General features: G+C 73.4%; 24 protein-coding genes. 14 read left to right on the forward strand and 10 right to left on the reverse strand.

What is annotated here, in order from left to right:
- Positions 1–142 precede the first annotated feature (142 nt).
- On the reverse strand, positions 143–919 hold the full coding sequence (locus tag LDL48_RS03665; RefSeq protein ID WP_225253538.1) for an alpha/beta hydrolase: 777 nt from the start codon (positions 917–919) through the stop codon (positions 143–145).
- Between the two features lie 111 nt (positions 920–1,030).
- Here LDL48_RS03665 and LDL48_RS03670 point away from each other — a divergent pair, with 111 nt between their 5' ends.
- Positions 1,031–1,312, forward strand: coding sequence for a hypothetical protein (locus LDL48_RS03670; RefSeq protein WP_225253539.1), 282 nt, complete (start codon positions 1,031–1,033; stop codon positions 1,310–1,312).
- A gap of 120 nt (positions 1,313–1,432) precedes the next feature.
- Entirely contained in the window at positions 1,433–2,857 is a 1,425-nt protein-coding gene (locus tag LDL48_RS03675) for a hypothetical protein (protein ID WP_225253540.1), read from the forward strand.
- 108 nt (positions 2,858–2,965) lie between these two features.
- On the opposite strand, the gene LDL48_RS03680 is transcribed toward LDL48_RS03675, so the two are convergent.
- On the reverse strand, positions 2,966–3,505 hold the full coding sequence (locus LDL48_RS03680) for a peptidoglycan-binding domain-containing protein (RefSeq protein ID WP_225253541.1): 540 nt from the start codon (positions 3,503–3,505) through the stop codon (positions 2,966–2,968).
- A gap of 87 nt (positions 3,506–3,592) precedes the next feature.
- Between LDL48_RS03680 and htpG the strand changes: the two genes are divergently transcribed.
- Positions 3,593–5,425 carry a molecular chaperone HtpG gene (gene htpG / locus LDL48_RS03685; protein WP_225253542.1) on the forward strand — a complete coding sequence of 611 codons (1,833 nt, stop codon included), beginning with the start codon at positions 3,593–3,595 and terminating at the stop codon, positions 5,423–5,425.
- 61 nt (positions 5,426–5,486) lie between these two features.
- On the opposite strand, the gene LDL48_RS03690 is transcribed toward htpG, so the two are convergent.
- Together LDL48_RS03690 and LDL48_RS03695 are read right to left on the reverse strand one after the other, a co-directional pair.
- Positions 5,487–6,353, reverse strand: a complete 867-nt coding sequence (locus tag LDL48_RS03690) for a PfkB family carbohydrate kinase (protein WP_308016432.1) — start codon at positions 6,351–6,353, stop codon at positions 5,487–5,489.
- A 32-nt stretch (positions 6,354–6,385) separates the two neighbouring features.
- Positions 6,386–6,541, reverse strand: a complete 156-nt coding sequence (locus LDL48_RS03695; RefSeq protein WP_225253544.1) for a hypothetical protein — start codon at positions 6,539–6,541, stop codon at positions 6,386–6,388.
- Positions 6,542–6,724: 183 nt separating this feature from the next.
- On the opposite strand from LDL48_RS03695, the gene LDL48_RS03700 reads away from it, so the two are divergent.
- Both LDL48_RS03700 and LDL48_RS03705 read left to right on the forward strand, forming a co-directional pair.
- Positions 6,725–8,242, forward strand: a complete 1,518-nt coding sequence (locus tag LDL48_RS03700) for a DHA2 family efflux MFS transporter permease subunit (RefSeq protein WP_225253545.1) — start codon at positions 6,725–6,727, stop codon at positions 8,240–8,242.
- Complete coding sequence (locus tag LDL48_RS03705) at positions 8,239–8,847, forward strand: acyl-CoA-like ligand-binding transcription factor (RefSeq protein ID WP_225253546.1); 609 nt, start codon at positions 8,239–8,241, stop codon at positions 8,845–8,847. Before LDL48_RS03700 ends, LDL48_RS03705 begins: the two co-directional genes overlap by 4 nt.
- Before the next feature lie 34 nt (positions 8,848–8,881).
- On the opposite strand, the gene LDL48_RS03710 is transcribed toward LDL48_RS03705, so the two are convergent.
- On the reverse strand, positions 8,882–9,511 hold the full coding sequence (locus LDL48_RS03710) for an FMN-dependent NADH-azoreductase (protein WP_225253547.1): 630 nt from the start codon (positions 9,509–9,511) through the stop codon (positions 8,882–8,884).
- A 96-nt stretch (positions 9,512–9,607) separates the two neighbouring features.
- Here LDL48_RS03710 and LDL48_RS03715 point away from each other — a divergent pair, with 96 nt between their 5' ends.
- Both LDL48_RS03715 and LDL48_RS03720 read left to right on the forward strand, forming a co-directional pair.
- On the forward strand, positions 9,608–10,051 hold the full coding sequence (locus LDL48_RS03715) for a MarR family winged helix-turn-helix transcriptional regulator (protein WP_225253548.1): 444 nt from the start codon (positions 9,608–9,610) through the stop codon (positions 10,049–10,051).
- A 125-nt stretch (positions 10,052–10,176) separates the two neighbouring features.
- Positions 10,177–11,175 carry an alpha/beta hydrolase family protein gene (locus LDL48_RS03720; protein WP_225253549.1) on the forward strand — a complete coding sequence of 333 codons (999 nt, stop codon included), beginning with the start codon at positions 10,177–10,179 and terminating at the stop codon, positions 11,173–11,175.
- Here LDL48_RS03720 and LDL48_RS03725 read toward each other — a convergent pair.
- The gene (locus tag LDL48_RS03725; protein ID WP_372472037.1) at positions 11,172–12,182 is read right to left on the reverse strand and encodes a LacI family DNA-binding transcriptional regulator; all 1,011 of its coding nucleotides are present in this window, start codon (positions 12,180–12,182) and stop codon (positions 11,172–11,174) included. The genes LDL48_RS03720 and LDL48_RS03725 overlap by 4 nt on opposite strands.
- 682 nt (positions 12,183–12,864) lie before the next feature.
- On the opposite strand from LDL48_RS03725, the gene LDL48_RS03730 reads away from it, so the two are divergent.
- Positions 12,865–14,646 (forward strand): LamG-like jellyroll fold domain-containing protein, encoded by a 1,782-nt coding sequence (locus LDL48_RS03730; RefSeq protein WP_225253551.1) that lies wholly within the window; start codon positions 12,865–12,867, stop codon positions 14,644–14,646.
- A 49-nt stretch (positions 14,647–14,695) separates the two neighbouring features.
- Here LDL48_RS03730 and LDL48_RS03735 read toward each other — a convergent pair whose 3' ends face one another.
- Positions 14,696–16,147 carry a DHA2 family efflux MFS transporter permease subunit gene (locus LDL48_RS03735; RefSeq protein ID WP_225253552.1) on the reverse strand — a complete coding sequence of 484 codons (1,452 nt, stop codon included), beginning with the start codon at positions 16,145–16,147 and terminating at the stop codon, positions 14,696–14,698.
- Between the two features lie 73 nt (positions 16,148–16,220).
- Here LDL48_RS03735 and LDL48_RS03740 point away from each other — a divergent pair, with 73 nt between their 5' ends.
- Positions 16,221–16,787: a TetR/AcrR family transcriptional regulator gene (locus tag LDL48_RS03740; RefSeq protein WP_225253553.1), complete on the forward strand. Its 567-nt coding sequence runs from the start codon at positions 16,221–16,223 to the stop codon at positions 16,785–16,787.
- Here LDL48_RS03740 and folP read toward each other — a convergent pair.
- Positions 16,784–17,635 (reverse strand): dihydropteroate synthase, encoded by an 852-nt coding sequence (gene folP / locus LDL48_RS03745; RefSeq protein ID WP_225253554.1) that lies wholly within the window; start codon positions 17,633–17,635, stop codon positions 16,784–16,786. The genes LDL48_RS03740 and folP overlap by 4 nt on opposite strands.
- A gap of 101 nt (positions 17,636–17,736) precedes the next feature.
- Between folP and LDL48_RS03750 the strand changes: the two genes are divergently transcribed.
- Positions 17,737–19,356: an ABC transporter transmembrane domain-containing protein gene (locus LDL48_RS03750; protein WP_225253763.1), complete on the forward strand. Its 1,620-nt coding sequence runs from the start codon at positions 17,737–17,739 to the stop codon at positions 19,354–19,356.
- A complete protein-coding gene (locus LDL48_RS03755; RefSeq protein ID WP_225253555.1) occupies positions 19,353–21,059 on the forward strand; it encodes an ABC transporter ATP-binding protein in 1,707 nt (568 codons plus the stop codon). Before LDL48_RS03750 ends, LDL48_RS03755 begins: the two co-directional genes overlap by 4 nt.
- On the opposite strand, the gene LDL48_RS03760 is transcribed toward LDL48_RS03755, so the two are convergent.
- Positions 21,060–22,070 (reverse strand): aldo/keto reductase, encoded by a 1,011-nt coding sequence (locus LDL48_RS03760; protein ID WP_225253556.1) that lies wholly within the window; start codon positions 22,068–22,070, stop codon positions 21,060–21,062.
- Between the two features lie 34 nt (positions 22,071–22,104).
- A complete protein-coding gene (locus tag LDL48_RS03765; RefSeq protein WP_225253557.1) occupies positions 22,105–23,337 on the reverse strand; it encodes a sulfite oxidase in 1,233 nt (410 codons plus the stop codon).
- A 177-nt stretch (positions 23,338–23,514) separates the two neighbouring features.
- Between LDL48_RS03765 and LDL48_RS03770 the strand changes: the two genes are divergently transcribed.
- The 3 genes from LDL48_RS03770 to LDL48_RS03780 are packed head-to-tail and all read left to right on the forward strand — an operon-like array spanning position 23,515 to position 25,486.
- A complete protein-coding gene (locus LDL48_RS03770) occupies positions 23,515–24,423 on the forward strand; it encodes a hypothetical protein (RefSeq protein WP_225253558.1) in 909 nt (302 codons plus the stop codon).
- On the forward strand, positions 24,420–24,839 hold the full coding sequence (locus LDL48_RS03775) for a phage holin family protein (protein ID WP_225253559.1): 420 nt from the start codon (positions 24,420–24,422) through the stop codon (positions 24,837–24,839). Before LDL48_RS03770 ends, LDL48_RS03775 begins: the two co-directional genes overlap by 4 nt.
- The gene (locus LDL48_RS03780) at positions 24,815–25,486 is read left to right on the forward strand and encodes a DUF3618 domain-containing protein (protein ID WP_225253560.1); all 672 of its coding nucleotides are present in this window, start codon (positions 24,815–24,817) and stop codon (positions 25,484–25,486) included. The genes LDL48_RS03775 and LDL48_RS03780 overlap by 25 nt, the downstream gene beginning before the upstream one ends.
- Positions 25,487–25,550: the final 64 nt, after the last annotated feature.

Below are 25,550 nucleotides of genomic sequence, written 5' to 3' on the forward strand. Positions count from 1 at the left end.
GTTGCCGGTCTGACCGTGCCTTGGCGTCGCGTTGCCGGTCTGACCGTGCCTCGGTGTCGCGTTGCCGGTCTGACCGCTTTCCTCGGCGCCGTGCCGCCGAACCCGGCCCGCCGGTTCCGTTGACCGCCCGGGCCCTCGGCGGTCAGCGGGCGAGTTCGCGGGCGAGGAAGTCGAACGCCGCCGGGATGCACCGCGACCAGTAACCGAAGTTGTGCCGGCCCGCGCCGAACGAGCCCGCCACCGGCGGCACGGCGCGGGCCAGCGCACGCACGTCGTCGTGCATCCCGTCCTGCTCCCCGCACCACAACCCGATCGGCAGCCGGCGCAACGTCGCCGCCGCGGCGAACACGTCGTCGCCCGGCGAGACCGCGGGGGAGAAGGCCGCCACCGCCCGCAACCAGCCCGGAAACGCGGCGGCCAGCAGCAGCGAACCGTATCCGCCCATGGACCAGCCCCAGGCCACCGTCCGGGACACGTCGAAGCCCCGCTGCCGGCACCACGCCGGAACGTCCTCGCGGACCATGCGTTGCGGGTCGTCGGCGCCGGACGGCCGCCAGGACAGCCGGTCGCCGGTCGCCCCGGCCAGCACGAACGGCGGTGCGCCCCGGCGTACCGCATCGGTCAGGAAGCGGCCCAGCCCGACCCCCGCGAAGTCGCGCGCGGTCTTGGACCCGCCGTGCAGGACGAGGCAGACCGGCAGGCCGCGGCCGTCACCGTGCCCCTCGGGTACGGCGGTGTAGAAGTCGACCACCCGGCCCCGGGCCGCCGACTGTCGCTGCTCGAGCCGTTCGTCGCCCGGCGGTGCGTCCGGCTGCACGGGTTCCGGGCCGCCGTACGCCCGCCGGTAGCCACCCGCCGCCGACGCCGCCACCGCGACCGTCGCCGCCCCACCGATCAGGATCGTCCGTCGTCTCATCATGACGGCCAACGATCGGCGCCCCGGTCCCGACATGCAGCCCGACTAACAATTACGGGACGTCATATCGCCGGAGCCCTAGATACTCTGTGTTACGTGACGTAGGGTCGCGAGGTGAACTTGAGCGAGGTCATGGTGGCGGCGACCGTCACGTTGGGTGTTGTTGGTACTTCTTACGCTGCGTTCAATACCGATGCCCTGACGGACCGGGCGCAGACCGTCGCCGGCGTCGCCACCTGCCGCGCCGTCGACCAGGCCGTCCTCGCGTACGTGGCGGCGCACGACGCGCCGCCGAAGCGGATCGCCGACCTCCGGCCGTACCTTCGCGGTGACATCTCGGGTTACCGCCTCGTCCAGGGTCGGGCGGCCGGACCGGGCTGCCCAGCGGCCGGCTGACCGGCGCGGCGACACGGACACGCGTTCGTTCGCGCGGTTTTTCGGCAAACGGCCACTTCTTGGCACGACGATGCCCGATTATCCCCAGAACGGGACAAATCGTCGAGGTGAGAAGAGTCCATGGGCCGGTTCACGAAACGCGACAAGCAATACCTGGGTGGCATGGGTTCGCTACTGGCCGTCGGGGTCTGGATGATCAGCCTCGGCGGCGGAGACGACCCCGTCGCCGTGATCGGCCCACCGGCGCGGGAGGCCCAGGCCGCCACGTCCCTGGGCGGGCAGCCGGTCGCCACGGCGCCCCCGAATCCGGAGCCGCCCGCCGGTACGCCGCTGCCGCCTCCGCAGGTCACACCGCTGAGCACCACATCAGGCGACCACCCGGCACCGACCCGCACCCCCAGGCCCGGCGCACTGGACGCGAACGGCGTGCCGCTGCCCGCCGCCGGTCCCGGGGTCGTCGTGGTCGTCCCGGCCGGGGCCGGCCCGTCGGGCATGTACACCGTCAGCCCCCGGCCCGCGGTGACCCGGCCGCCGGCGACCAGGCCCGGAGCGCCCCGCCCCGCGCCGCCCGCGCCCGGCGTCACCCGGCCCACGGCGGAACCGGCGGACACCTCGGAGCCGGTGGTCACACCGACCGTCCCGGAGCCGACGCCGACGTTCCCGGAGCCCACGCCGACCGTTCCGGAGCCCACGCCGACTGATCCGGAGCCGTCGCTGCCGGAGCCCACTCAGGCCGTCCCGGAGCCGACGCCGTCGCCGACGTTCCCGGAGCCGACGCCGACGTTCCCGGAGCCCACGCCGACCGTTCCGGAACCGACGCCCACCGCTCCGGATCCGACCCCGGTCGGCGGGGGCGGTTCGGACACCGACCCGGGGCAGGCACCCATCACGCCCGAGGCGCCCCCGGTGCCGACCCCGCCGGTCGCCCTGCCTCCGGCCACGTCCGAGCCGGAGCCGACCATCGGCGGCGGGCTCGGCATCCCGGACATCGATCCGAGTTCCCTCATCGGCGGGCTGGACGGGCTGCCCACCCTCCTCCCGCCTCCGTGGAACGGCGGCCCGCCGTCCGCGGACCCGGAGCCGCCGGCCAGCCCGGCGCCAACGGCCGGTCCGGCGCCAACGGCCGGTCCGGCGCCAACGGCCGGCCCGGCGCCAACGGCCGGCCCGGAGATTCCGGGTACGCCGTCCGGTCCGGCGATGTTCGGCGGCATGTCCCGGCCGAGCGGTGTGAGCGACGCGGCGTCCCGGCCGAGCGGCGCGGGCGGCGCAGCGTCCCGGCCGAGCGTCGTGAGCGGCGCTGCGGACGCCACCGACCAGGGGCCGCATCCCGACCGGGACGGCAGCCGGAGCCACGACCGGGACCGCCCCGATCGTGGCGACTGGGCCAGTGCCGCCCGGACCGACTGGGCCAGTGCTGACCGAGCCGACCGGGACCGCGCCGATCGTGGCGACCGGGGCCACGCCGACCGGGGCCACCCCGACCGGGGCCACCCCGACCGGGGCCGTGGCGATCGAGGCCGTGGCGACTGGGGCCGTGGCGACTGAAATCGGAGTGACCACCTCCGCGGTCGCCCGGGCGGCGGCCGCGGATAGGCGGTTCACCGGCTTCCCGTTCAATGACCTGCGAGGCGACCCCGCCAAAAGGGGCTCCGCTCAGTGCGAGATCATGCCGCTGATCAGCGCCTGCCAGGTCATCGGCCCGACGATGCCGTCGACCGCCATCGACGGCGTACCCGCGCGTACCGCCTCCTGGAAAGCCCGCACCGCGCGCTCGGTGACCGGGCCGAAGATGCCGTCCACCTGCGGCCCCTGGTTCGGATCGCCGGACTGGTTCCGGCTCTGGAACTCCTCCTGGACCGCGCGTACGGCCTCGCCCTCGTCGTTGCGGCGGACCGTGACGATCAGGGCGGCCCAGGTCTGCGGGCCGACGATCCCGTCCACGGCCAGGTTCCGCTGCTGCTGGAACGCCCGGACGGCGGCCTCGGTCAGCGGGCCGAACTCGCCGTCCACGGCGACGCTGTGCCCGCGCTCGCGGAGCAGGTACTGGAGGCTGGGTACCGGGTGTCCCTTGTCGTTGCGCCGTACCAACGGCCATGGCTGCAACATGTCGATCATCTCCCTCGGGAAGTGCGGCGACTGCCGCACCTCCACCGTGACCCCGGTCCGCCGTGCGGCGCCGCAATCGGTCGCCATGACGACAGGGGGTAGGCACGACGTCGGCGGAACATGGGGTCATACCATCGCGGAGGCATTGTCCAGTGGTACGGAAGGCAGGGTGCGATGAGCGCGGAGACGTTGGAGTTTCAGGCCGAGGCGCGGCAGTTGCTGCAGCTGATGGTCCATTCGATCTATTCCAACAAGGACATCTTCCTGCGTGAACTCATCTCGAACTCCTCGGACGCCCTGGACAAGCTGCGCCTGGCGGCGCTCGCCGACGGCCTCGAGGCGGACACCTCGGATCTGCACATCGATCTGGAGGTCGACAAGGAGGCCCGGACGCTGACCGTGCGGGACAACGGCATCGGCATGACCCGGGACGAGGTGGTCGAGCTGATCGGCACGATCGCCAAGTCGGGCACCGCCGAGTTGCTCCGGCAGGTGCGCGAGAGTAACGACGCCAAGGAGCTGATCGGGCAGTTCGGCGTCGGGTTCTACTCGACGTTCATGGTGGCGGACCGGGTGACGTTGGTGAGCCGGAAGGCCGGCACCGACCACGGCACCCGGTGGGAGTCGGCGGGCGAGGGCTCGTACACGATCGACACCGAGGCCGACGCCCCGGTGGGCACCGCGGTGACCGTCCACCTGCGACCGGCGGACGAGGAGGACGCGCTCTACGACTACACCGACGAGTGGAAGATCAAGAGCATCGTCAAGCGGTACTCCGACTTCATCTCGTTCCCGATCCGGATGGGCGAGGAGACGCTCAACTCGATGAAGGCGCTCTGGGCCCGCCCCCGCGCCGAGGTCTCCGACGACGAGTACAAGGAGTTCTACCGCCACATCAGTCACGACTGGACCGACCCGCTGGAGATCATCAATCTCAAGGCCGAGGGTACGTTCGAGTACGAGGCGCTGCTGTTCATTCCGTCCCGCGCCCCGCACGACCTGTTCCAGCGCGACGGCCGCGCGGGCCTGCAGCTGTACGTGAAGCGGGTGTTCATCGCCGACGACAGCCGTGAGCTGATGCCCGACTACCTGCGGTTCGTCAAGGGCGTGGTGGACGCGGCCGACCTGTCGCTGAACATCTCCCGGGAGATCCTGCAGCAGGACCGGCACATCCAGATGATCCGGCGGCGGCTGGTCAAGAAGGTGCTGTCCACGATCAGGGACATGATGACCGCGGCGCCGGAGAAGTACGCCACGTTCTGGCGTGAGTTCGGCCGCGCGGTCAAGGAGGGTCTGCTCGGCGACTCCGACAACCAGAAGGCCATCCTGGACATCGCCACGTTCGCCTCCACTGCCGGCACCGAGCCGACCACGCTGGCCGGCTATGTGGAGCGGATGAAGGAGGGGCAGGAGGAGATCTACTACCTGACCGGCGAGAGCCGGGCGCAGGTGGAGAACTCCCCGCACATGGAGGCCTTCACCGCGCAGGGGTACGAGGTGCTGCTGCTCACCGACCCGGTCGACGAGATCTGGGTGGAGGCGGTCCCGGAGTACGACGGCCGGAAGCTGCAGTCCATCGCCCGGGGCTCGGTGGACCTGCCGAAGAACGACGACGAGGAGAAGCCGACCGAGGGCTTCGACCCGCTGCTCGGGTTCCTCAAGTCGGCGTTGGCGGAGCAGGTCAAGGAGGTCCGGCTGTCGCACCGCCTGACCACGTCACCGGCGTGCCTGGTCGGCGACACCGACGACATGACGCCGACGCTGGAGAAGATGTACCGGGCGATGGGCCAGGAGGTGCCCCGGGTCAAGCGGATCCTGGAGCTGAACCCGACGCATCCTCTGGTCACCGGCCTGCGCACGGCACACGAACAGCACGCCGACGACCCGGCCCTGACCGAGACCGCCGAACTGCTGTACGGCACCGCGCTCCTGGCCGAGGGCGGCGACCTGGACAACCCGGCCCGCTTCGCCAAGCTCCTGGCCGACCGTCTCTCCCGCACCCTCTAACCGGTCCCCGTCGACCGTGGAGTTGTGGTGTGCCGGCGAATCGGGCATCACAACTCCACGATCAGCTCCCCGTGCGGCGCGGGGGTAGGGCGGTCAGCCAGTGGCGGGGGCCGGGGTGGGTCACGCGGACGCCGGCCACGTCGATCGCGAAGCGGAGGGCGGCGGGGAGGTCGGTGAGGTCCGGGTCGCGGGCCACCGCCACGGCGAGTGCGCCGTGGAAGGCGTCCCCGGCGCCGGCCGTGTCGACGGCCCGGACCGGCGGTACCGGTACCGCACCGGTGTGCCGGCCGGACCACCACAGCACCGGCTCGGGTCCGCGGGTGACGGCCACGTGCCGCGCACCGAGGGCCCGGAGCACGGACACGGTGGCCGCCGGGCCCGGTGCGCCGGCGTCGGGATGCCGGAACGCGGCGCTGCACGCCACCACGTCCGCGTGCGGGACGATCCGCTCGAACACCGGACGCCAGCTGCCCGCGTCGACGACCAGCCGGCGGGCGGCGCGCGCCGCGGCCTCGGCGGGCGCCGGGTGGTGGCCGTCCACCAGGACGGCGTCGGCCTCCGCCGCCAGGGCGGCCAGGCCGGCGGGTACGCCGGCGTCCGTGTCCGCGGCGTTGCGGCTGACGATGGTTCGCTGGCCGGTGGCCGCCAGCACGGTGACGGCCGAGACCGGCGGCGGGTCCGGTGCCCCGGGCGTCAGATCCGTCAGCGTGACGCCGCAGGTGGCGAGGTCGGCCCGGATCAGGTCGCCGAGGGGGTGGGCGCCGACCGCCGAGATCAGCGTGACGTCGGCGCCGAGCGCGGCGGCGGTGACCGCGGCGTTGGTGGCCGGCCCGCCCGCCGCGTAGTCCGCGGATCGGGCCTGAGCCTTCTCGTCGACGCCGGGGAGGCGATCCACCCGGTACACCAGGTCGACGGTGGCGAGGCCCACGCACACCACCCGCGGCCCGGTCACGGCGACGGCTAGGACGCGAGTTCGGAGAAGAAGACCCCGATGTTGCGGAACATGTCGGCGATGCCGTCCCCGACGCCCTCCGCGATGTCCGCGGCCGGGCCCGGGTTGGTGCCGATGTAGAAGATGACCAGGGCGAGCACGACCCAGCCGAGAACCTTCTTCATGCCGTGGTGCCCCCTTCGCGCCCCGTCGAGCTCGTTCCGACTGATCGTGACACGGCGCCGCACGGATTCCGTGGATATCGATGCGCGCGCCGCCGGACTCAACCGAACGTCATCGGTCATCGCCCGCTCATGCCGTACCGCACATCTTGAAAGCTTCTTGCTTTTGACAGTTACTCTCATTTCATGGCTGCTTCCACTTCGCGATGGTGGGCGCTCGGCGCGCTCGCCCTCAGCACGCTCACCGTCGGACTCGACGGCACGATCCTCAGCGTCGCGCTGCCCACCCTCGCCGGGGATCTGGACGCCGGCACCAGCGACCTGCAGTGGTTCACCAACGCCTATCTGCTGGTGCTGGCGGCTTTCCTGCTGCCGGGCGGCATGCTGGGCGACCGGTTCGGGCGCAAGCGGATGCTGCTCGGCGCGCTGGTGCTGTTCGGCGTCGCGTCCGCGGCCTGCGCCTACGCCACCTCGACCGGGCAGCTGATCGCGGCCCGTGCCGCCCTCGGGCTGGGCGCCGCCGTCCTCATGCCGCTCGGCGCCGCCGTGCTGACCGTGCTGTTCAGCCCGGCGGAACGCCCGCGGGCGCTCACCATCTGGGTCACCGCGAGTGCGCTCGGCGTTCCGCTGGGGCCGTTGGTGGGCGGCTGGTTGCTGGACAACTTCTGGTGGGGCGCGGTGTTCCTGATCAACGTGCCGCTGGTCGTGGTGGCCGTGGTCGCGGTGGTGCTGTGGCTGCCCGAGTCGCACGGCGACACCACCCGCCGGTTCGACCTGCCCGGCGTGGCGCTGTCCGCGGTCGGTCTGGTCACGTTCACCTACGGCATCGTCGACGCCGGTGACCGGGGCTGGACCGACGTACGCCCGCTGGTGCTCGTGGCCGCCGGCCCGCTCATCCTGGCCGTGTTCGTGGCGTGGCAACGGCGCACCCGGATGCCCCTGGTGGACCTGCACCTGTTCCGGTCCGCGGCATTCACCGGCGGCACGCTCGCCGCCACCGCCGCCAGCTTCGCGATGTTCGGCCTGCTGTTCACGCTGCCGCAGTACTTCCAGGCGGTGCAGGGCGCGGACGCGCTCGGCACCGGGCTGCGGCTGCTGCCGGTCATCGGCGGCCTGATGGTCGGTGCCCGGCTGGCCGGGAGGCTGGTGCCCCGGCTCGGCTCCCGGGCGGTGCTGACCGGCGGCTTCGCGGTCCTGGCCGCCGGCCTGGTCGCGGGCGCGGCCACTGCGGCGGATTCCGGGTACGGCTACGTCGCCGCCTGGATCACGGTGGCCGGTGCCGGCCTGGGCCTGACCCTGCCGCCGTCCATGGACGCGGCACTCGGCGCCCTGTCGGCGGAACGCAGCGGCGTCGGCTCCGGCCTCATCCAGGCGTTGCGCCAGGTCGGCAGCGCGATCGGGGTGGCCGTACTCGGCACCGTGCTGAACGTCGGCTACCGCGACCGGGTCGACGTGCAGGCGCTGCCCGGCGCCGACGCCGACGCCGTGCGGGACAGCGCGGCCGGCGGCATCGCGGTCGCGGACCGGCTCGGCGCGCCCGGCCTGCTCGACTCGGTGCGGACCGCGTTCACCCACGGCATGGACGTGTCCCTGCTGGCCGCGGCGGGGGTGGCGGTCCTGGGCGGACTGCTCACCGTGCTGCTGGTGCCGGCCCGGCCGCCCGCCGTGTCCGGCCCGGCGGCCCTGGCAGAATCGGCGGTATGACCACCCTGCCCACCGGATTGCGCGAGCGAAAGAAGGCCCGGACCCGGGCCGCCATCCGCGAGCACGCCATGCGGTTGTTCGACGAGCAGGGGTACGCGGCCACCACAGTCGACCAGATCGCCGAGGCGGCGGACATCTCGCCGAGTACGTTCTTCCGGTACTTCCCGACCAAGGAAGACGTCGTGCTCGCCGACGACTACGACCCGCTGGTGATCGAGGCGGTGCGGGCGCAACCCGCGGACCTGCCGCCGATCGAGGCCATCCGGTCCGCCCTCCGCGACGTGTTCCGCAAGGTCTCGCCGCAGGAGTGGGAACGGGAACGGGCCCGCCAGCGGGTCTACCTGGCCGTCCCCGAGCTGCGGGCGCGGGCGATGCAGCAGTACGCCGACTCGGTCGACCTGGTGGCCGGCGTGGTCGCCGAACGCGCCGGCCTGCCGCCCGACGACTTCGGCGCGCGGGTGCTGGCCGGCGCGGTGATCGGAGCCGCGCTGGCGGCGTTGCCGGACGGGATCGCCTCGATGCTCGACCCGATGGACCTGAAGCGCCTGGACCGCGCGCTGGAACTGCTCGGCGACGGCCTGCCGCTCGGCCCGGGCCGGGGCTGAGCGGGCCGGTCAGGAAGCGGAGCGCTCCGGCGCGTCACTCGAACCGCTTGCCCAGCTCGCGCGCGCGGTCGTGGGCGTACCGCCGGGCGGTGTCCGCGTCCGCGGTCGCCAGGTTCGGCCGGAGGTGCACCTCGCTGACGTCGGCGACCCCGGCCCATCGCAGCCACTCCCGGAGGTAGGGCGCCTGGAAGTCGGCGCCGAACGCGTGCCCGCGCCCGTCGCCGTACACCGCACTGGTGTAGATGACCGCGGCCTTCTTGCCGCGCAGCAGGCCGGTGTAGCCCGCCACCGGGTCGAAGCCGAACACCAGCCCGGGCTGGCTCACCACATCGATGAACTGCTTCAGGATGTACGGCACGCCGGCGTTCCACATCGGCACGCTGAACAGGTAGCGGTCGGCGGCGTCGAACCGGCGGAACGTGGCGATCGCGTCGGCCCACGCCTCGGCGGCCGCGCCCCGGGGTTCCTGGCCGGCGAAGACCGCCATCTTGGCCGCCGCGGCGTCGGGCCCGAACGGGGGCAGCGTGCCGTCCCACAGGTCGAACGTCCGCACCTCGGCGTGCGGGTGGGCGTCCCGGTAGGCGTCCAGGAACGTCGCCGCGACGGCGCGGGACTCGGACGCCTCGCCCCGGGGTGAGGCGGAGATGTGCAGCAGGGTGCTCATGGCGGTCTCCCGATCTGGATCTCGATGAAAGTGCGTGCGCACGCACATTCCTACGCCGATGCGTGCGCGCGCACAAGAGTTGGCTACCCTGCGGTGATGAGCGACACCGACACCGCGGCCTGGGCCGGGCTGCTCCGGGTGCACGCGGCGTTGGTGCCGGTGCTCGACCGGGAACTGCAGACCGCCTGCGGGTTGCCGCTGACCTGGTACGACGTCCTGCTGGAGCTGAACTCCGCACCGGACCGCCGGCTCAGCATGGGTGAGCTGGGCGCGGCCGCCGTGGTGAGCCGCTCGCGGGTGAGCCGGGTGGTGGACCAGCTCGCCGCCGACGGACTGGTGACCCGCGAAGGCAACCCGGACGACCGGCGCTCGGCGTACGCGGCCATCACCGACGCCGGCCGGGCCCGGCTGCGCGCCGCCGCCCCGGTCTACCTCGCCGGCATCGAACGGCACTTCACCTCGCGGATGAGCGCCGCCGAGACCCGCACCGTGGCGGCCGCGCTGGAGAAGGTGCTGGCGGCGCAGAGGAACCGCGCCTGAGGCCGCGGCGGCGGCCCGATCCGTACCGGTCTGGTGGGCATTTCCCCAGCGTGAGCGGCCGACGTGTGATCTTTCGCTCGGGCGGTTCGCAGGGTGCGCACAGCAAACCCCCGGACAATGGTCGAATGCGAAGACGTACGGTGCTGCTCGGGCTGGTGGCCGCCGCGGCGGGTGGCGGCGGGCTGGTGGCGTGCACGGACGAGGCCACGCCGAGCCCCGGTCCGTCGGCGAGCCCCGGACAGTCCGCGGTGCCGATCCTCGGGTCCACGGCGTCGTCGTCGCTGGCGCCGCGGGACGTGACGCGGTACGCGCCGGCGGCCGGGACCGCGCCCGCGCAGGCGTACGCGGTGGGACGGCGCGACTTCACGTTCGACCGCGGCGCGGACCGGCCGCTGCCCACCCGGGTGTGGTACCCGGCGACCGGCGAGGTGCCGAGCACCCCCAGCCCGGTGGACGGGGCCGCACCGGTCGCCGGCCGCTTCCCGCTGGTGCTGTTCAGCCACGGCCTCACCTCCGCACCGGACGACTTCGCCGCGCTGCTGTCCCGGTGGGCGCAGGCCGGTTTCGTGGTGGCCGCGGTGAAGTACCCCCGCACCTCGTACGGCGCCCAGCCGTTCGACCAGGGCGACATCGTCAACCAGCCGCTGGACGCGCGGCTGGTGCTGGACCGGATGCTGGCGCTCGGCGCCGATCCGCTGGCCGCGATCATCGACCCGGCCCGGGTCGGCGCGGCCGGTCACTCCGGCGGCGGGATCACCACGGCCGGGCTGTTCAGCGCGCACCGCGACGAGCGGCTCAAGGCGGGCGTGCTGATCGCGGCCACGGACTTCCTGGGTACGCCGTTCGCCGGACCGCCGGCCGGGATGCTGTTCGTGCACGGCAGCGACGACAACACGGTGACGTACGAGGCCGGGCACACCGTGTTCGAGGCGGTGCCGTGGTCCCGGGCGATGCTGACCATCGAGGGCGGCGGCCACGTCATCACGGACGCCGACTTCGAGACGATCACCGGCACCACGACCGAGTTCCTGCGGTGGAGCCTGTACGGCGACGCCGGCGCCAAGGGGCGGGTCCCGTCCGCGGCCACCACGGCCGGTATCGGGAAGCTGGAGAACCAGCTCTAGGCGAGGGCGGCGGTGCTGTCCCGCACCACCAGCTCGGTGGCCAGCTCGACGCGCGGCATCTCGATCGCCTCGCCACGGGCCATCCGCAGCGCGGTCCGGGCGGCCAGCGCCCCCATCTCCACCAGCGGCTGCCGGACCGTGGTGAGCGGCGGCGACGACCAGCGCGACTCCGGCAGGTCGTCGAAGCCCACCACGCTCAGATCGTCGGGCACCCGCATGCCGCGCCGGCGGGCCGCCTCGTACGCACCGAGGGCCATGGTGTCGCTGGAGGCGAAGATCGCGGTCGGCGGGTCCGGCAGGTCGAGCAGCGTGCTGCACCCGGCGTACCCGGACTCGTGCAGGAAGTCGCCCTGCACCACCAGGCGCTCGTCCACGGCGACGCCGGCCGCGTCCAGCGCGGCGCGGTAGCCGTCCAGCCGGGCCCGGCTGCAGAGCAGTTCCTTCGGCCCGGAGATGAGCCCGATCCGGCGGTGCCCGAGAGACACCAGGTGCTCGGTGGCGCTGCGGCCGCCGGCCCAGTTGGTCGCGCCGATGGTGGGCACGTCGGCCACCGCGCCGCCGGCCGGGTCGACCACCACCACCGGGATGCTGAGCCGCTGCAGCTCGGTGTGCACCGGCCCGGTCACGTCGGAGGTCACGAAGATGACGCCGTCCGAGGCGCGGGCCCGCAGGTTCTGCAGCCACTGCCGGGTCGAGGTGGTGCGGCGGTGCACGGCCGAGACCACGGTGCCGACCCCGGAGGCGTGCGTGACGTCCTCCACGCCGCGGATCAGCTCGACCGCCCACGGGCTGTCCAGGTCGTTGAAGACGAGGTCGATCAGGGCCGCCCGGCCGGGCCGCTGACGGGATGCCCGGCGCCGGTAACCGTGCTGGCTGAGCAGCTCCTCGACCCGCTCGCGGGTCTGCGGAGACACGTCCGTCCGGCCGTTGAGCACGCGCGACACCGTGGGCACGGACACGCCGGCCTCTCGGGCGATCGCGGCGATGGTCACGCGCCTGCCGTCCACGGTCACGGGTCCTCCCCTCCCGATCCGAGCTTGCGCCACGTAACTTTCGGTGGCAATTCCCGGAAGTATTCCATAGCCGATCAACCCTGAGCGTTGGGCCGTCCGGACGAACTCTCCCGCGCAAACGTGAATAGTTCTAGCATCTTCCGATATCGATCGCCCTCGGTGCCACGCCGAGCCGGATCGTCACAGGCTGGTGTTCCGTTCGGTGGATTCGGATCTCGTCAGCCGAGGTTCCCGTTCGCCGGGTGGGGCCGGTTTCCGGGCGGTGCGCCACCTGCTCGGCGGTGACCGAATGGGCGTACCCGATATGGGCGGTTGGCGGATTTTTCGGTCGTCCCACGGGCGCGGATCGCGCCGGCTTCGTCGTTCTCGGCGAGGGCTTGCCGTCCTGGCGGGCCACGCGCTCGCGTCCGGCCTGTCCCTCGATCCGGGGGTTTCGGCCGGGGCGTACCGGTTCGGCGCTCCCGCCCCGCCCCGCCGCCCCGGTCCGGCGCTCCGCCGCGTGTAGTCGCCTGACCTGTAAGGACGGCCCGCCGCACCCGCCCGGTCGTGGCCCATTCGGGCGGAATCGCCACCCGATCGCCGGACCGGTGCGCGCCAACCCCGCGAATCGGGCAAGTTACCGTGCCTCGTGCTCAAGACTCGAACTGGTACAAAGTCGGTCGTACGCCGTCTTCTGGTGGGTGGTACGGCCGCTGCCGTGGTCGCCGCCGGGGGAGCGGCGCTGGCCGGAGTGGTGTCCGCCGATCCGCTCGTCGCGCCGTCGTTCAACGGCCCGGTGTACGCGGTCGCCTACCGCGGCGACACCGTCTACCTGGGCGGCAACTTCACCGCCGCGGTGGTCAACGGCAAGACCGTGGCACGGCAGCGGCTCGCCGCGGTGAACGCGCGCACCGGCGCCCTGCTGCCCTGGGCCCCGGCCGCGGACGCCAACGTGCGGGCGCTGGCGGTGGACGCCGGCGTGGTCTACGCGGCCGGCGACTTCACCGCGGTGTCCGGGGTCAAGCGTGACTCGCTCGCCGGGCTGGACGCCGGTTCCGGTGCGCTCACCCCGCTCAAGCATGCGATCTCCGGGCAGCCCAACGCGCTGGCGGTCGGCAACGGCCGGCTCTACCTGGGGGGCAGGATCACCGCGGTGGGCGGCGCGGCCCGGGCCAACCTGGCCGCGTTCACGTTGCCCGGCGGCGCGCTGAACGCCTGGGCGCCGACCACCGACGACGCGGTCAACGCGCTGGCGGTGTCCGGGTCCCGGGTGTACCTCGGCGGCAGCTTCCACCGCACCAACAACATCAGCTCCACGCTGCGGCTCACCGCGGTGGACGGCGTGACCGGCGTGCTGGACCGGTCGTTCCTGCCCAAGCCGGTGTCGCAGGTGTTCGCGGTGACCGTGGACGCGAGCGGGGTCTACGCCGCGCTCGGCGGTCAGGGCGGCCGGGCGATCGCGTACACCACGGCCGGGGCGACCCGCTGGACCCGGGTGTTCGACGGCGACGCCCAGGCGATCGTCACGCTGGACGGCATCACCTACGTCGGCGGACACTTCGACAACGCCTGCACCACCACGAACAACGGTGCCCAGGGTGCCTGTACGGACGGCTCGGTGCCGCGGGTCAAGCTGGCCGCGGTGGACGGCCAGGGCAGCCTGCTGAACTGGGCACCGCAGGCCAACGGCGTGGTCGGAGTGCGCGCGCTGGCGGCCAGCCCGGCGCTCAGCACGGTCAGCGCGGTCGGCGACTTCACCACCATCGGCGGGGTCTCCCGCAAGCGGTACGCGGCGTTCGCGGTCAACCAGCCCGAGGCGACGGCGCCCACGCCGGCCTCGGACGATGTGGCGTCCTACAACTTCGACACCACGATCGCCGACGGTACGTTCGACGACGGCTCGGGCAACGGGCACCTGCTGCGCGCGGTCACCCGCAACGGCGGCGAGGTGCGGATGACGGCGCACGGCACCGGTCAGGCCGTGGCGTTCCCGGAGAACTGCGTCGGCGCCGCCTGCCCGCGCCTGGTGCTGCAGGCCGCGGACACCGCCGACCTCAACCCGGGCACCCGGCCGATCCGCTTCGGCGCCGGCATCCGGATGGCGCCGGAGGAGGCCGGGGACGGCGAGAACGTGGTGCAGAAGGGCTATTCCACCACCGGCGGCCAGTACAAGCTGCAGGTGGACGGGCTGTCCGGCAGGCCCAGCTGCGCGATGAGCGACCGGTCCTCGACGACCGTCTACCTGGCCCGCAGCCCGGAATCGCTGACCGACCGGCAGTGGCACGCGGTGGAGTGCCGTCGTTCCGGGACGGTCCTGTCCATCCTGGTCGACGGGCAGCTCAAGCGCAGCGTCGCCGTTCCCGCGACCCTGTCGGTCGTCACCGCCCAGCCGTTGAGCATCGGCGGCAAGGGCGTCGGCGCGGACAACGACCAGTTCCACGGCGCGGTCGACGACGTCTGGATCCGGATCGGCGACTGAGATGCCACCGGGGGCCGGGCCCGCAGGCCCGGCCCCCGGCCCCCGAGGGTCAGCGGGGTGCCACCGGCCGTTGCGGTAGGGCCAGGGCGACCAGCGCGCCGACCGCGATGACGGCGGCGCCGACCATGACCGCCGGCACCAGGCCGTCCACGAAGGACTGGGCTGCCAAGGAGGACTGGGCTGCCAAGGAGGACTGGGCGGTGCGGTAGTCGCCGTACGAGCTGAAGACGGAGGCCAGGACGGCGACGCCGACCGCGACGCCGAGCTCCCGGATGGTGTTGTTGGCGCCGGACGCCACGCCGCGGTCCTCCGGCCGGACGCTGCCCAGGGACATCGTGCTGATCGGCGCGAAGGTCAGGCCCATCCCGATGCCGGCCAGGGCGAACGCCACCACCAGGTCGGAGTAGGCCACGCCGGTGGTGCTGGCCGCCGCGATCCAGAACACGCCGGCCGCCAGAAACACCTGTCCGGCAACGATCAGCGTACGCAGGCCCACCCGGTCGGCGAACAGTCCGGCCAGCGGCGCGATCACCATCGGCGCCATGGTCCACGGCAGCGTGCGGATTCCGGCGTCGAGCGGGCTCAGGCCCTGCACCACCTGGAAGAACTGGGCCAGCAGGAACACCGCGCCGAAGGCGCCCGCGGAGAACGTCAGGGTCACCAGGTTCACCAGGCTGAAGGCGCGGGACCGGAACAGCCGCAGCGGCAGCATCGGGGTGGGGTTGCGGTGCTGCCAGGCCAGGAACGCGCCGAGCAGCAGCGTGCCGGCGGTCAGCATGGACAGCACCCGGCTGGACGTCCAGCCGTGGTCCGGGCCGTCCACCACGCCCCAGACCAGCAGGAGCATGCCGGCCGCGCTCAGTAGCAGGCCGAGCGGGTCGAGCCGGGGCGCGCCGCCGCGGGACTCGCCGAGCACGGTGCCGGCCAGGATCACCGCGAGGACGCCGACCGGCACGTTCAGCCAGAAGATCCAGGACCAGTCCAGGCCCTCCACGACGGCGCCGCCGACCACCGGGCCGACCGCCACGCCGAGGCCGCTGATGCCGCCCCACACCCCGACGGCCGCGTTGCGCAACCGGTCCGGCACGGCGGCGGCCAGCAGGGTGAGCGACAGCGGCGCCACCGCGGCGCCGGCCAGGCCCTGCACGGCGCGCGCGGCGGTGAGCATCCACGCCTCGGCCGCCATGGCCGCGGCGGCCGAGGCGGCCGTGAAGACCACGATGCCGGCGATGAAGACGGCGCGGCGGCCCAGCCGGTCGCCGATCGCCGCGGCGGTCAGCAGGAACGCCGCGAACGGCAGCGTGTAGGCGTTGACGAACCACTGCAGGTCGCTGATCGAGGCGCCGAGGTCGGCCCGGATGGCCGGGAGCGCCGTGGTCACCACCAGGTTGTCCAGCGTGACCATGAACATCGGGATGCCCACCGCGGCCAGCACCGCAGCCAGCGGGCGGGTCTTCGGCCGGTCCGCCGGGGCGGCGCGTTCGGGTGCGAGCGCGGTCATGCGAACTCCTAGTTGTTATTCACTGATAACTAAGCTCAGCCCGACGTTAGTTATCAACTGATAACCTGTCAATGTGACGAGGACCCGGCTGACCGCGGAGGAGCGGCACCAGCAGCTGGTCGCCGCCGCGGTGACGGCCTTCAGCGCCGGTGGGTACGCGGGCACCACGACCGACCGGGTGGCCCGGCTGGCCGGGGTGTCCCAGCCCTACGTGATCCGCCTGTTCGGCACCAAGCAGCAGCTGTTCATCGCCGCGCTGGACCACGCGCGGGACCGGATCGAGCAGCAGTTCCGGGACGCCGCCGCGGTCCAGCCGGACCTGCCCAGCCTGGGCGAGGCGTACGACCGGCTGCTCGCCGAGCGGGAGCTGATCACCGTGCTGCTGCACGGCTTCGCGGCCGGCGCCGACCCGGCCATCGGGCCGGTGGTACGCGACTGCTTCGGCCGGCTGTACCAGGTGATCCGCGAGCTGACCGGGGTGGAACCGGAGCGGGCCCGGGAGTTCCTGGCGACCGGCATGCTGCTCACCGTGCTGGGCGCGATGCGGGTGATCGGCCCGGACGCGGTCCCGCCGGCGCCGTGGACCACGGAGCTACTCGACGGCCTCACCCTGCTCGAGCAGAGCCGCGACGACGGCTAGCGATTGTGCCGGGCGACGACCGGCGGGCGCAGGCCGAGCATCGCCTCGGTCATCCGGACCGCGTCCACCACCGCCCGCACGTCGTGCACCCGGACGATCCGGGCGCCGCGCAGCACGCAGAAGACCACCGCGGCGAGCGTGCCGGCCAGCCGCTCGGGCTGCGGCGCGTCCAGCGTCTCGCCGATGAAGTCCTTGTTGCTGACCGCGGCCAGCATCGGATAGCCGATCCGGGCGATCTCGTCGAGCCGCCGGGTCAGCTCCAGCGAGTGGTACGTGTTCTTGTTCAGGTCGTGTCCCGGATCGACGATGATCTGGTCCGGGCGCACCCCCCGGGACAGCGCCAGCTGCACCCGCTGCTGCAGGAAGTCCGCCACCTCGCTGGTCACGTCCGCGTAGGTGGGCCGGGGGTACGGGGTGCGCGGCGCGGCCAGGCTGTGCGTGATCACCAGCATCGCGTCCGACCCGGCGATCGCGTCCGCCATCGCCGGGTCGCGCAGTCCCGACGTGTCGTTGACCACCCCGGCACCGGCCGCGACCGCCGCGCGGGCCACCGCCGGCCGGTACGTGTCCACCGAGACCACGGCCAGGTCGCGCGCCGCGTGCACCACCGGGAGCACCCGGTCCAGTTCCTCCGCCACGGAGACCTCCGGGCCGGGCGCGAACGGCACCCCGCCGACGTCGATCCAGTCCGCGCCCGCGTCGGCCGCCGCCCGTACCGCCTCGACGGCCCGCTCCAGCGCGAACGTCCGCCCGCGGTCGTGGAACGAGTCGGGCGTCCGGTTCACGATGGCCATCACCGCGACCCGCCGCGCGAAGTCGAAGGTCCGGCCACCGATGACGCGTTGCATGGCGCCGACGCTAACAGCCGGCGCGCGGGTGCTCCGGCACATCGGCCATGATGGAGCCTGTGGACGTACGGGGGCCCGCGCACTTCCTGTGGTGGCTGGTGATGCGCCAGAAACGGCGGTTCGCCCTGGCCGGGCTGTACGGGTCGACCTGGATGGTCAGCCTCGCGCTCACGCCGTACCTGCTCTCCCAGGCGGTCGACCGCGGCCTGCAGCCGCAGCAGGCCGGGCCGCTGATCGCCTGGAGCGCGGCGGTGTTCGCCATGGGCCTGACCAACGCCACGCTCGGCATCCTGCGGCACCGGACCATGACCAAGCTGCGCCTGGACGCCGGCATGCGCACCGCGGACCTGGTCACCACGCACGCCGCCCGGCTGGGTGCGGCGCTGCCCCGCCGGGTCACCGCCGGCGAGGTGGTCACCATCGGCATCGGCGACGTCTGGGTGATCGCCCGGGCGATGACGGCGGCCGGGCCCGGCATCGGCGCCGTGGTGGCGTACATCGTGGTGGCGGTCCTGTTGTTCCGCACCTCCCCGCTGCTCGCCGTGGTGGTGCTGGCCGGGGTCCCGGTGATCGCGCTGCTCGTCGGGCCGATGCTGGGCCGGCTGCAGGCGACCGGCGGCGACTACCGGGAACAGGAGGGCGCGCTCGCCGCCCGGCTCGTCGACATCCTCGGCGGGCTGCGCGTCCTCAACGGACTGGGCGGCAAGGACACGCACGCGGCCCGGTTCCGGCGGGACTCCGCGGAGCTGCGCGAGTCCGGTTACCGGGTGGGCACGGTGACCAGCTGGATCGGGGCGCTCGGCAGCGGTCTGCCGGCGGTGTTCCTGGCCGTGGTGGTGTGGCTGGCGGCCCGGCTCGCGGTCACCGGCGACATCTCGGCCGGCGACCTGGTGGCGGTGTACGGGTACGTCGCGGTCCTGGCCATCCCGGTGCTGATCTTCATCGAGGTGGGCACCGGCCTGGCCCGTGGCATGGTCGCCGCCCGCCGGGTGATCACGTTCCTGCGACTGCCCGAGGACCCGGTCGAGGGCGCCGCGCCGCCGGACCGCCCGGCCGCGCTGCACGACCCGGTGTCCGGGGTGACCGTGGCGCCGGGCCGGTTCACCGCGCTGGCCGGGGCGCGCACCGCCGAGGCCGCCGCGGTCCTCGACCGGCTGGGCCGCTACGGCGACACCCCGGCGACCTGGGGCGGCCGGCGGCTGGACGGCATGGCCCGGCCCGCCGTGCGGGACCGGGTGCTGGTCGCCGACCACGACGCCGACCTGTTCGCCGGCCCGCTGCGGGAGGTGGTCGCGGGCGCCGCCGCGCCGGACGAGGGGGCGGTCCGGCGGGCCGTGCACATCGCGGTCGCCCACGACGTGGCCGGCGGTGACCTGGACCGGCCGGTGGAGTGGGGCGGGCGCAACCTGTCCGGCGGGCAGCGGCAGCGGCTCCGGCTGGCCCGGGCCGTGCTGGCCGACCCGGAGATGCTGCTCGCGGTCGAGCCGACGTCCGCGGTGGACGCGCACACCGAGGCCGCGATCGCGGAACGGCTGGCCGCCGCGCGGGCCGGGCGGGGCACCCTGATCGCCACCACCTCCCCGGTGCTGCTGGACCGCGCCGACGTCGTGCACTACCTGGTGGACGAACGGGTCGCGGCCACCGGTACCCACCGCGAGCTGCTCGTGGCCCATCCCGGTTACCGCGCCCTGGTCACCCGGATGGCCGGAGACGAGGCATGACCGCGCTACCGGTGGCGGACACCCGGCAGGTCCGGCGGGCGGCGCTGCGGCTGATCGCCGCCGACCGCCGGACCGTGGCGGCACTGCTGCTGCTCAACTCGCTGGCCGCGGTGGCCGGCCTGGGCGGGCCGTGGCTGCTCGGCCGGATCATCGACACGGTGACCGGCGGGGGCGGCGTGGACCAGGTCGACCGGCTGGCGCTCGGCGTGCTGCTCTGCGCGCTGGCCCAGACGCTGCTGACCCGGTACGCGCTGGCGGTCGGATACCGCTTCGGCGAGCGGACCGCCGCCCGGATCCGCGAGCAGTTCCTGGACCGGGCGCTGGACCTGCCGGCCGCGGTGGTCGAGCGGGTGCCGTCCGGCGACCTCACGGCGCGCGGGACGACCGACGTGAGCGCGGTCGCGACCACGCTGCGCGATGTGCTGCCGGAGGTCTTCATCGCGGCCGTGCAGGTGGTCTTCCTGGTGGGGGCGGTGGTGGCGATCGACCCGCTGCTCGGCGGCTGCGGGCTGCTCGGGCTCTCCGGCATCGGGTTCGTCACCCGGTGGTACCTGGGGCGGGCCCGGGACGCGTACCTGGCCGAGGGGGCGGCCAGCTCCGCGCTCGCCGAGGAGATCGCCGCGACCACGTCCGGTGCCCGTACCGTCGAGGCCCTGCGGTTGCGCGAGCGCCGCCTCGCCGCCGGGCGCGCCGCGATGGACCGGACCCGGGCCAGCCGGCTCGCCACCCTGCGGTTGCGCAGCTTCTTCTTCCCGCCGGTGGAGGCGTCGTACAACGTGCCGGTCGTGGTGGTGCTGCTGCTCGGCGGCGCGCTCTACTTCCGCGGCGAGCTGACCCTGGGCGCGGTCAGCGCCGCGGTGCTGTACCTGCGGCAACTGGTCGGGTCGCTGGACGCCATCCTGATCTGGATCGAGCAGTTGCAGAGCAGCGGCGCCTCGTTCGCCCGGGTGGAAGGACTGGCGGCGGTGCCGGGGGAGGGCACGGTCGCCGCCCGGCCGCCGGCCGACGACCGGATCGAGGTCCGCGATGTCCGGTACGCGTACGACGAGGGCCGCGACGTGCTGCACGGCGTCGACCTCACCGTGCGGCCGGGGGAGCGGCTCGCCGTCGTGGGCCTGTCCGGGGCCGGCAAGTCGACACTGGGCCGGCTGCTGGCCGGGGTGGACCGGCCGCGCACCGGCAGCGTGACGGTCGGCGGCGTGCCGGTCGCCGACCTGCCGCCCGACCTGCTGCGCCGGCAGGTCGTCCTGGTCACCCAGGAACACCACGTCTTCCGCGAGTCACTGCGGGAGAACCTGATGATCCCGGCCTCGGACGACCGGCTCCGCAAGGCCCTGGCCACGGTCGGCGCGGACTGGGCCGACGACCTGGACGCCGACCTGGCCGGCCGGCAGCTCGACGGCGCGCAGGCCCAGCAGCTCGCGCTCGCCCGCGTGGTGCTGGCCGACCCGCACACCGTGATCCTGGACGAGGCGACCGCGCTGCTCGACCCGACGACGGCCCGGACCGCGGAGCGCGCGCTGGGCGCGGTGCTGCACGACCGGACCGTCATCGCCGTCGCCCATCGGCTGCAGACCGCCCACGACGCGGACCGGGTCGCGGTGATGGACGACGGCCGGATCATCGAACTCGGCACCCACGACGACCTGCTCGCCGCGGACGGCCCGTACGCCGCCCTGTGGCGCCGGTGGCACGGCGGCTGATCAGGCGCCGGCCGCGTTCAGCCGGTCGAGCTGCTCGCCGGTGAGCTTCACGTCCAGCGCCGGCAGCACATTCTCGAACTGCTCCGGGGTACGCGGGCCGATCAGCGGCACCACCACCGGGTCGGCGGCGTGCAGGTGCCAGGCGAGCACCAGCTGGTTCGGGGTGATGCCGAGTTCCGCCGCGGTCGAGGTCACCGCCGCGAGCCGGGCGTCGGCGTCCGGCCCCGCGTACGACTCCATCATCCAGTGCGCGGCGCGCTTCTCCGCGCTGTCGTACACGCCCTTGAGGATCGGCGAGTACGCCACCAGCGTGAGGTCGTCGTGCTCGCGCAGGTAGTCGAGCTGCTCGGCGTCCACGATCGAGGTGTGGTCCAGCCCGGCCTTCGGGCGCAGGTAGGTGTGCTGCTGCTGGACCGCCACCGGTGCCGCCCAGCCGTTTCGGGCGCACAGCTGCCGGATCCGTTCCAGCCGCCAGGTACGCACGTTGGACCAGCCGAGGTACCGGACCTTGCCGGCGCGGACGAACGAGTCCAGTGCCTCCAGCGTCTCCTCCAGCGGCGTGCTCCGGTCGTCGACGTGCACGTAGTACAGGTCGACGTGGTCGGTGCCCAGGCGGCGGAGGCTGCCGTCGAGCGCCGCCCGGAGCGTGCCGGCACCGGCGCCGGCGAACGTGCGCCGGGCCAGGTCCCAGTCGGGGGAGCCGTCGCCCTGCCACAGCCGCGGCGACGGCTGCGGCAGGGCGCTGCCCTTGGTGGCGAGGAAGACGTCGTCGCGCCGGTGGCTCCCCCGCAGCCACCGGCCCAGCAACTCCTCGCTCTCGCCGCCGCGGCTGCCCGGCGACGCCCACCACTCGTAACAGTCGGCGGTGTCGATGAACGAGCCGCCGATCTCGACGTACCGGTCGAGAATCCGGATCGACTCCGCCTCGGGTGTCTCGTTGCCCATCTGCATCGCGCCGAGAGCCAGCCGGCTCACCTGCCGGCCGGTCCGGCCCAGTTCCACTGTCTGCATGCCCGGAACGCTAGGACCCGGAGCGCGCTCCAGGTCAAGCCTCGACGACCACCGGGTGGCGGACCACCGCGTCGAACAGGTAGCCGAGCGTGTTGTGCACGGCGGTGTCCGGCTGGGTGTGCCCGCGGACGTCGGTGGCCCGGGCCAGCAGTTCGTGGCGGCCCGGTGCGGCCGGGCGCCAGTCGATCTCCCAGCGCTGCCATCCCGCGTCCGGGCCGACCGGCCGGGCCCGGCGCCAGTGCCGGCCGCCGTCCGTGCTGACCTCCACCCGGCGGATCGGCCCGTGCGCCGACCAGGACCGGCCGGTGAGCGTCCGGGTCCGGCCGGCCGGCAGGGCGGCGTTCGGGTCCAGCTCGAACGCGCTCTTCACCACCTGCCGGTCGAACGGCGCGCCGTCGGCCGGGAAGCCCTCGCCGAACAGCCGGTAGAACTGGGTGTTCCAGGGTGTGAACAGCGGCGTGTCGGAGACCTCGATCCGGCCCACCCACTTGATCGACGCGATGCCGATCCAGCCCGGGACGATCAGCCGCACCGGGAAGCCGTGGTCGGCCGGCAACGGTTCGCCGTTCATCTCGTACGCCAGCAGCACGTCGTCGAGCGCCTTGCGCACCGGCAACGGGCGGCGCACCGGGCCGAGATCGACCCCGCCGCTGACGAAGGTGTCGTCCAGCCCGACCGGGAGCACGTCGACCGCCCGTGCGGACAGTCCGGCGCGGCGCAGCACGGTGGACAGCCGGACGCCGCGCCACCGGGCGACGCCGATCGCGCCGAGGCCCCACGGCGTACCCGAGACGGTCTGGCCCTGCTGGGTGGTGAAGAAGCCGCGGCCGTTGCCGGCACACTCGACCGCCTCGGTGACCGCCACGGCGGGCAACCGGCGCAGGTCGCCGAGGGAGAATTCGGCCGGGCCGCCGCGCAGGCCGGTGCCGGTCACGGTGAGCCGCCAGGCGTCCGGATCGAGGATCGGCGTCCGGGTGTGGTTGCGGACGAAGAACCGGTCCACCGGCACCAGGTGGCCCTGCTGCCGCATCGCCGACCAGCGCATCTCGGCGTTCGTGCCGTGCACGGTGAACAGGTCGGCCGGCAGCGGCTTGACGATCGGGCCGGCCGGTCCGGCGGCGGCCCGGCCCGGCGCGCCGATCGTCGAGACGGCGCTGCCCGCGCCGAGGGCGGCGGTCAGACGTATCAGGTCGCGGCGGGTGAACCCGGCGGCCCGGCCGGTGAGCCATTGCCGCAGGCGGTGGTGGTCGTATCGTGCCTCATCCATGAAGGCATGTTAAGTCGATCGATCGAATAGGAGAAGAGCGGGGCTGGATACCCCCGGAAAGCCGTTGTATGCAGGGAAGATCTACATAATTGTCCGAGGGCAATCGCGCATGGCCGGGGGCATAGCGGGTAGCTGAGGGGTGAGGGCACACCGACGAACCCCCAATGGAGGAACACCATGAGTGACGTGTCTTCCGGCGCCCGCGCACCGGACGCAACCCCCGGCGTCGACGTGCCGGCCGCCTCGATCGACCCGGCGTACCCGGCCGCGTCGACCTACCCGGCGACGACTTCGACATCGGAGTATGCCACCGGCACCACGTACCCGGCCACCACCGAGACGTACCCGGCCACGACGTCGAGCGGCGAGGACCAGTCGAAGGCCAAGCAGGTCGCCGGACAGGCCAAGGAGGTCGCCGGGCAGACCGGCCAGGCCGCCGGCCAGGCGGCGGGCCAGGTCAAGGACACCGCGGTCGAGCAGGCGCAGCGCGTCGGCTCCGAGGCCAAGACCCAGGTCCGCAACGTGGCCGGCGAGGTCCGCAGCAAGGTCCAGGAGCAGGCCCGTTCGCAGAACGACAAGCTCGTGGGCAGCATCCGGCAGATGGCCGACCACCTCGAGGAGATGCGCGGCGACCGGCAGGACTCGCCCGCCGCGGCGGTCGTGTCGCGGGTCGCCGACGGCGGCCGGCAGATGGCCGACTACCTCGACCAGCACGGCCCGGAAGGCGTACTGCGCGAGGTCCAGGACTTCGCCCGGCGCCGCCCCGGCGCATTCCTCGCCACCGCACTGGCCGCCGGATTCGTGGTCGCCCGGCTGGGCAAGGGCGTGGCCAAGGCAGATGACGCCGGCGCCACCGGCTCCGCCAAGCCGGCCAGTGACTCGTTCGTGTCGAACACGCCGGACAACGGCTACGCCACCGGTTACTCGACCGGCACCGGCTACACCGACCCGGCCACGACCGGCACCGGCTACACCACCACGTCCACCGAGTACGCCTCCACCGGCACCGGCACGCCCGTCGCCGTGGAGGAGGACTACCTGCTGGACCCGCCGACCGGCCGTGAGTACCCGGGCGGCACCCGATGACCACGCCGTACCCGGCTCAGAACCGGACCGACGAGGTCGCCGAGACCTCGGTCGGTGAACTGATCGGCAACATCAGCAACGACCTGTCGCAGCTGTTCCGCCAGGAGGTCGAACTGGCCAAGGTGGAGCTGAAGGACGAGGCCGCCAAGGCCGGCAAGGCCGCCGGCATGCTCGGCGGCGCCGGCTTCGCCGGACACCTCACCGTGGTGCTGCTGAGCTTCGCGCTGGTCTTCGCGCTGGGCAACGTCATGGACCTCGGCTGGGCCGCGCTGATCGTGGCGGTCATCTGGGGTGCCATCGCCGCCGTCCTGTTCGTCAACGGTCGCAAGAAGCTCAAGACCGTCGACCCGACGCCCCACCGCACCGTCGACACGCTCAAGGAGGACGCGAAATGGCTGAAGAACCCGACCGGCTGAGGCAGGACATCGAGCGCACGCGCGCCTCGCTGACGCGCGACGTCGACCTGCTGGCCGAGAAGACGAGCCCGAAGCAGGTAGCCAAGCGCCGCTGGACCGCGGCGAAGGAGAAGGTCATGGGCAGTTCGGAACACGCACGACACGCCACCGCCGACACCGCCTCGTCGGTCCGCGACACCGCCTCGTCGGCCGTCGGCACGGTGCAGGACAAGGCGTCCTCCGCCGCCGGCACCGTGCAGGACAAGGCGTCGGCGCTGGGCGACAAGGCCGGCTCCGCCGCACACAGCGTGGCCGACACGGTCCGCAGCACGCCGCAGACGGTCAGCCAGCAGACCCAGGGCAACCCCCTCGCCGCCGGCATCATCGCGTTCGGCGTCGGCATGCTCGCCGCCACCCTGATCCCGGTGACCGACGCGGAACGCCGCGCCGGGCAGCAGATCAAGGACAACGCCGGCGACCTGACCGACAAGGTCAAGGACGTGGCGAGCGAGATGAAGGACGACATGTCCGGCACCGTCCAGCAGGCCGTCAGCCAGGTCAAGGAGACGGCGCAGGACGCCGCACAGACGACCAAGCAGCAGGCCCAGTCGTCCGCGCAGGACGCCAAGGACCAGACGAAGCAGGCGGCGCAGAGCGCCACCAGCTGACGCAACGCAACCTGACGTGGGGGCCGGCCGGCCCCCACGTTTGCGTTGTGGGCCCGCGGGAACG

It is taken from the genome of Jidongwangia harbinensis, from assembly GCF_020216025.1.
GTDB classification, from domain to species: Bacteria; Actinomycetota; Actinomycetes; order Mycobacteriales; family Micromonosporaceae; genus Actinoplanes; species Actinoplanes harbinensis.

Excerpts from the sequence above, each read along its gene's own strand:
- folP (WP_225253554.1), bottom strand. The coding sequence starts at position 17,635 with ATGCAACGCGTCATCGGTGGCCGGACCTTCGACTTCGCGCGGCGGGTC.
- LDL48_RS03710 (WP_225253547.1), bottom strand. The coding sequence starts at position 9,511 with ATGAGCACCCTGCTGCACATCTCCGCCTCACCCCGGGGCGAGGCGTCC.
- LDL48_RS03695 (WP_225253544.1), bottom strand. The coding sequence starts at position 6,541 with ATGAAGAAGGTTCTCGGCTGGGTCGTGCTCGCCCTGGTCATCTTCTAC.
- LDL48_RS03770 (WP_225253558.1), top strand. The coding sequence starts at position 23,515 with ATGAGTGACGTGTCTTCCGGCGCCCGCGCACCGGACGCAACCCCCGGC.
- LDL48_RS03675 (WP_225253540.1), top strand. The coding sequence starts at position 1,433 with ATGGGCCGGTTCACGAAACGCGACAAGCAATACCTGGGTGGCATGGGT.
- LDL48_RS03700 (WP_225253545.1), top strand. The coding sequence starts at position 6,725 with ATGGCTGCTTCCACTTCGCGATGGTGGGCGCTCGGCGCGCTCGCCCTC.
- LDL48_RS03735 (WP_225253552.1), bottom strand. The coding sequence starts at position 16,147 with ATGACCGCGCTCGCACCCGAACGCGCCGCCCCGGCGGACCGGCCGAAG.
- LDL48_RS03755 (WP_225253555.1), top strand. The coding sequence starts at position 19,353 with ATGACCGCGCTACCGGTGGCGGACACCCGGCAGGTCCGGCGGGCGGCG.
- LDL48_RS03680 (WP_225253541.1), bottom strand. The coding sequence starts at position 3,505 with ATGGCGACCGATTGCGGCGCCGCACGGCGGACCGGGGTCACGGTGGAG.
- LDL48_RS03665 (WP_225253538.1), bottom strand. The coding sequence starts at position 919 with ATGATGAGACGACGGACGATCCTGATCGGTGGGGCGGCGACGGTCGCG.
- htpG (WP_225253542.1), top strand. The coding sequence starts at position 3,593 with ATGAGCGCGGAGACGTTGGAGTTTCAGGCCGAGGCGCGGCAGTTGCTG.
- LDL48_RS03750 (WP_225253763.1), top strand. The coding sequence starts at position 17,737 with ATGCGCCAGAAACGGCGGTTCGCCCTGGCCGGGCTGTACGGGTCGACC.
- LDL48_RS03760 (WP_225253556.1), bottom strand. The coding sequence starts at position 22,070 with ATGCAGACAGTGGAACTGGGCCGGACCGGCCGGCAGGTGAGCCGGCTG.
- LDL48_RS03780 (WP_225253560.1), top strand. The coding sequence starts at position 24,815 with ATGGCTGAAGAACCCGACCGGCTGAGGCAGGACATCGAGCGCACGCGC.
- LDL48_RS03720 (WP_225253549.1), top strand. The coding sequence starts at position 10,177 with ATGCGAAGACGTACGGTGCTGCTCGGGCTGGTGGCCGCCGCGGCGGGT.
- LDL48_RS03775 (WP_225253559.1), top strand. The coding sequence starts at position 24,420 with ATGACCACGCCGTACCCGGCTCAGAACCGGACCGACGAGGTCGCCGAG.
- LDL48_RS03705 (WP_225253546.1), top strand. The coding sequence starts at position 8,239 with ATGACCACCCTGCCCACCGGATTGCGCGAGCGAAAGAAGGCCCGGACC.
- LDL48_RS03715 (WP_225253548.1), top strand. The coding sequence starts at position 9,608 with ATGAGCGACACCGACACCGCGGCCTGGGCCGGGCTGCTCCGGGTGCAC.
- LDL48_RS03765 (WP_225253557.1), bottom strand. The coding sequence starts at position 23,337 with ATGGATGAGGCACGATACGACCACCACCGCCTGCGGCAATGGCTCACC.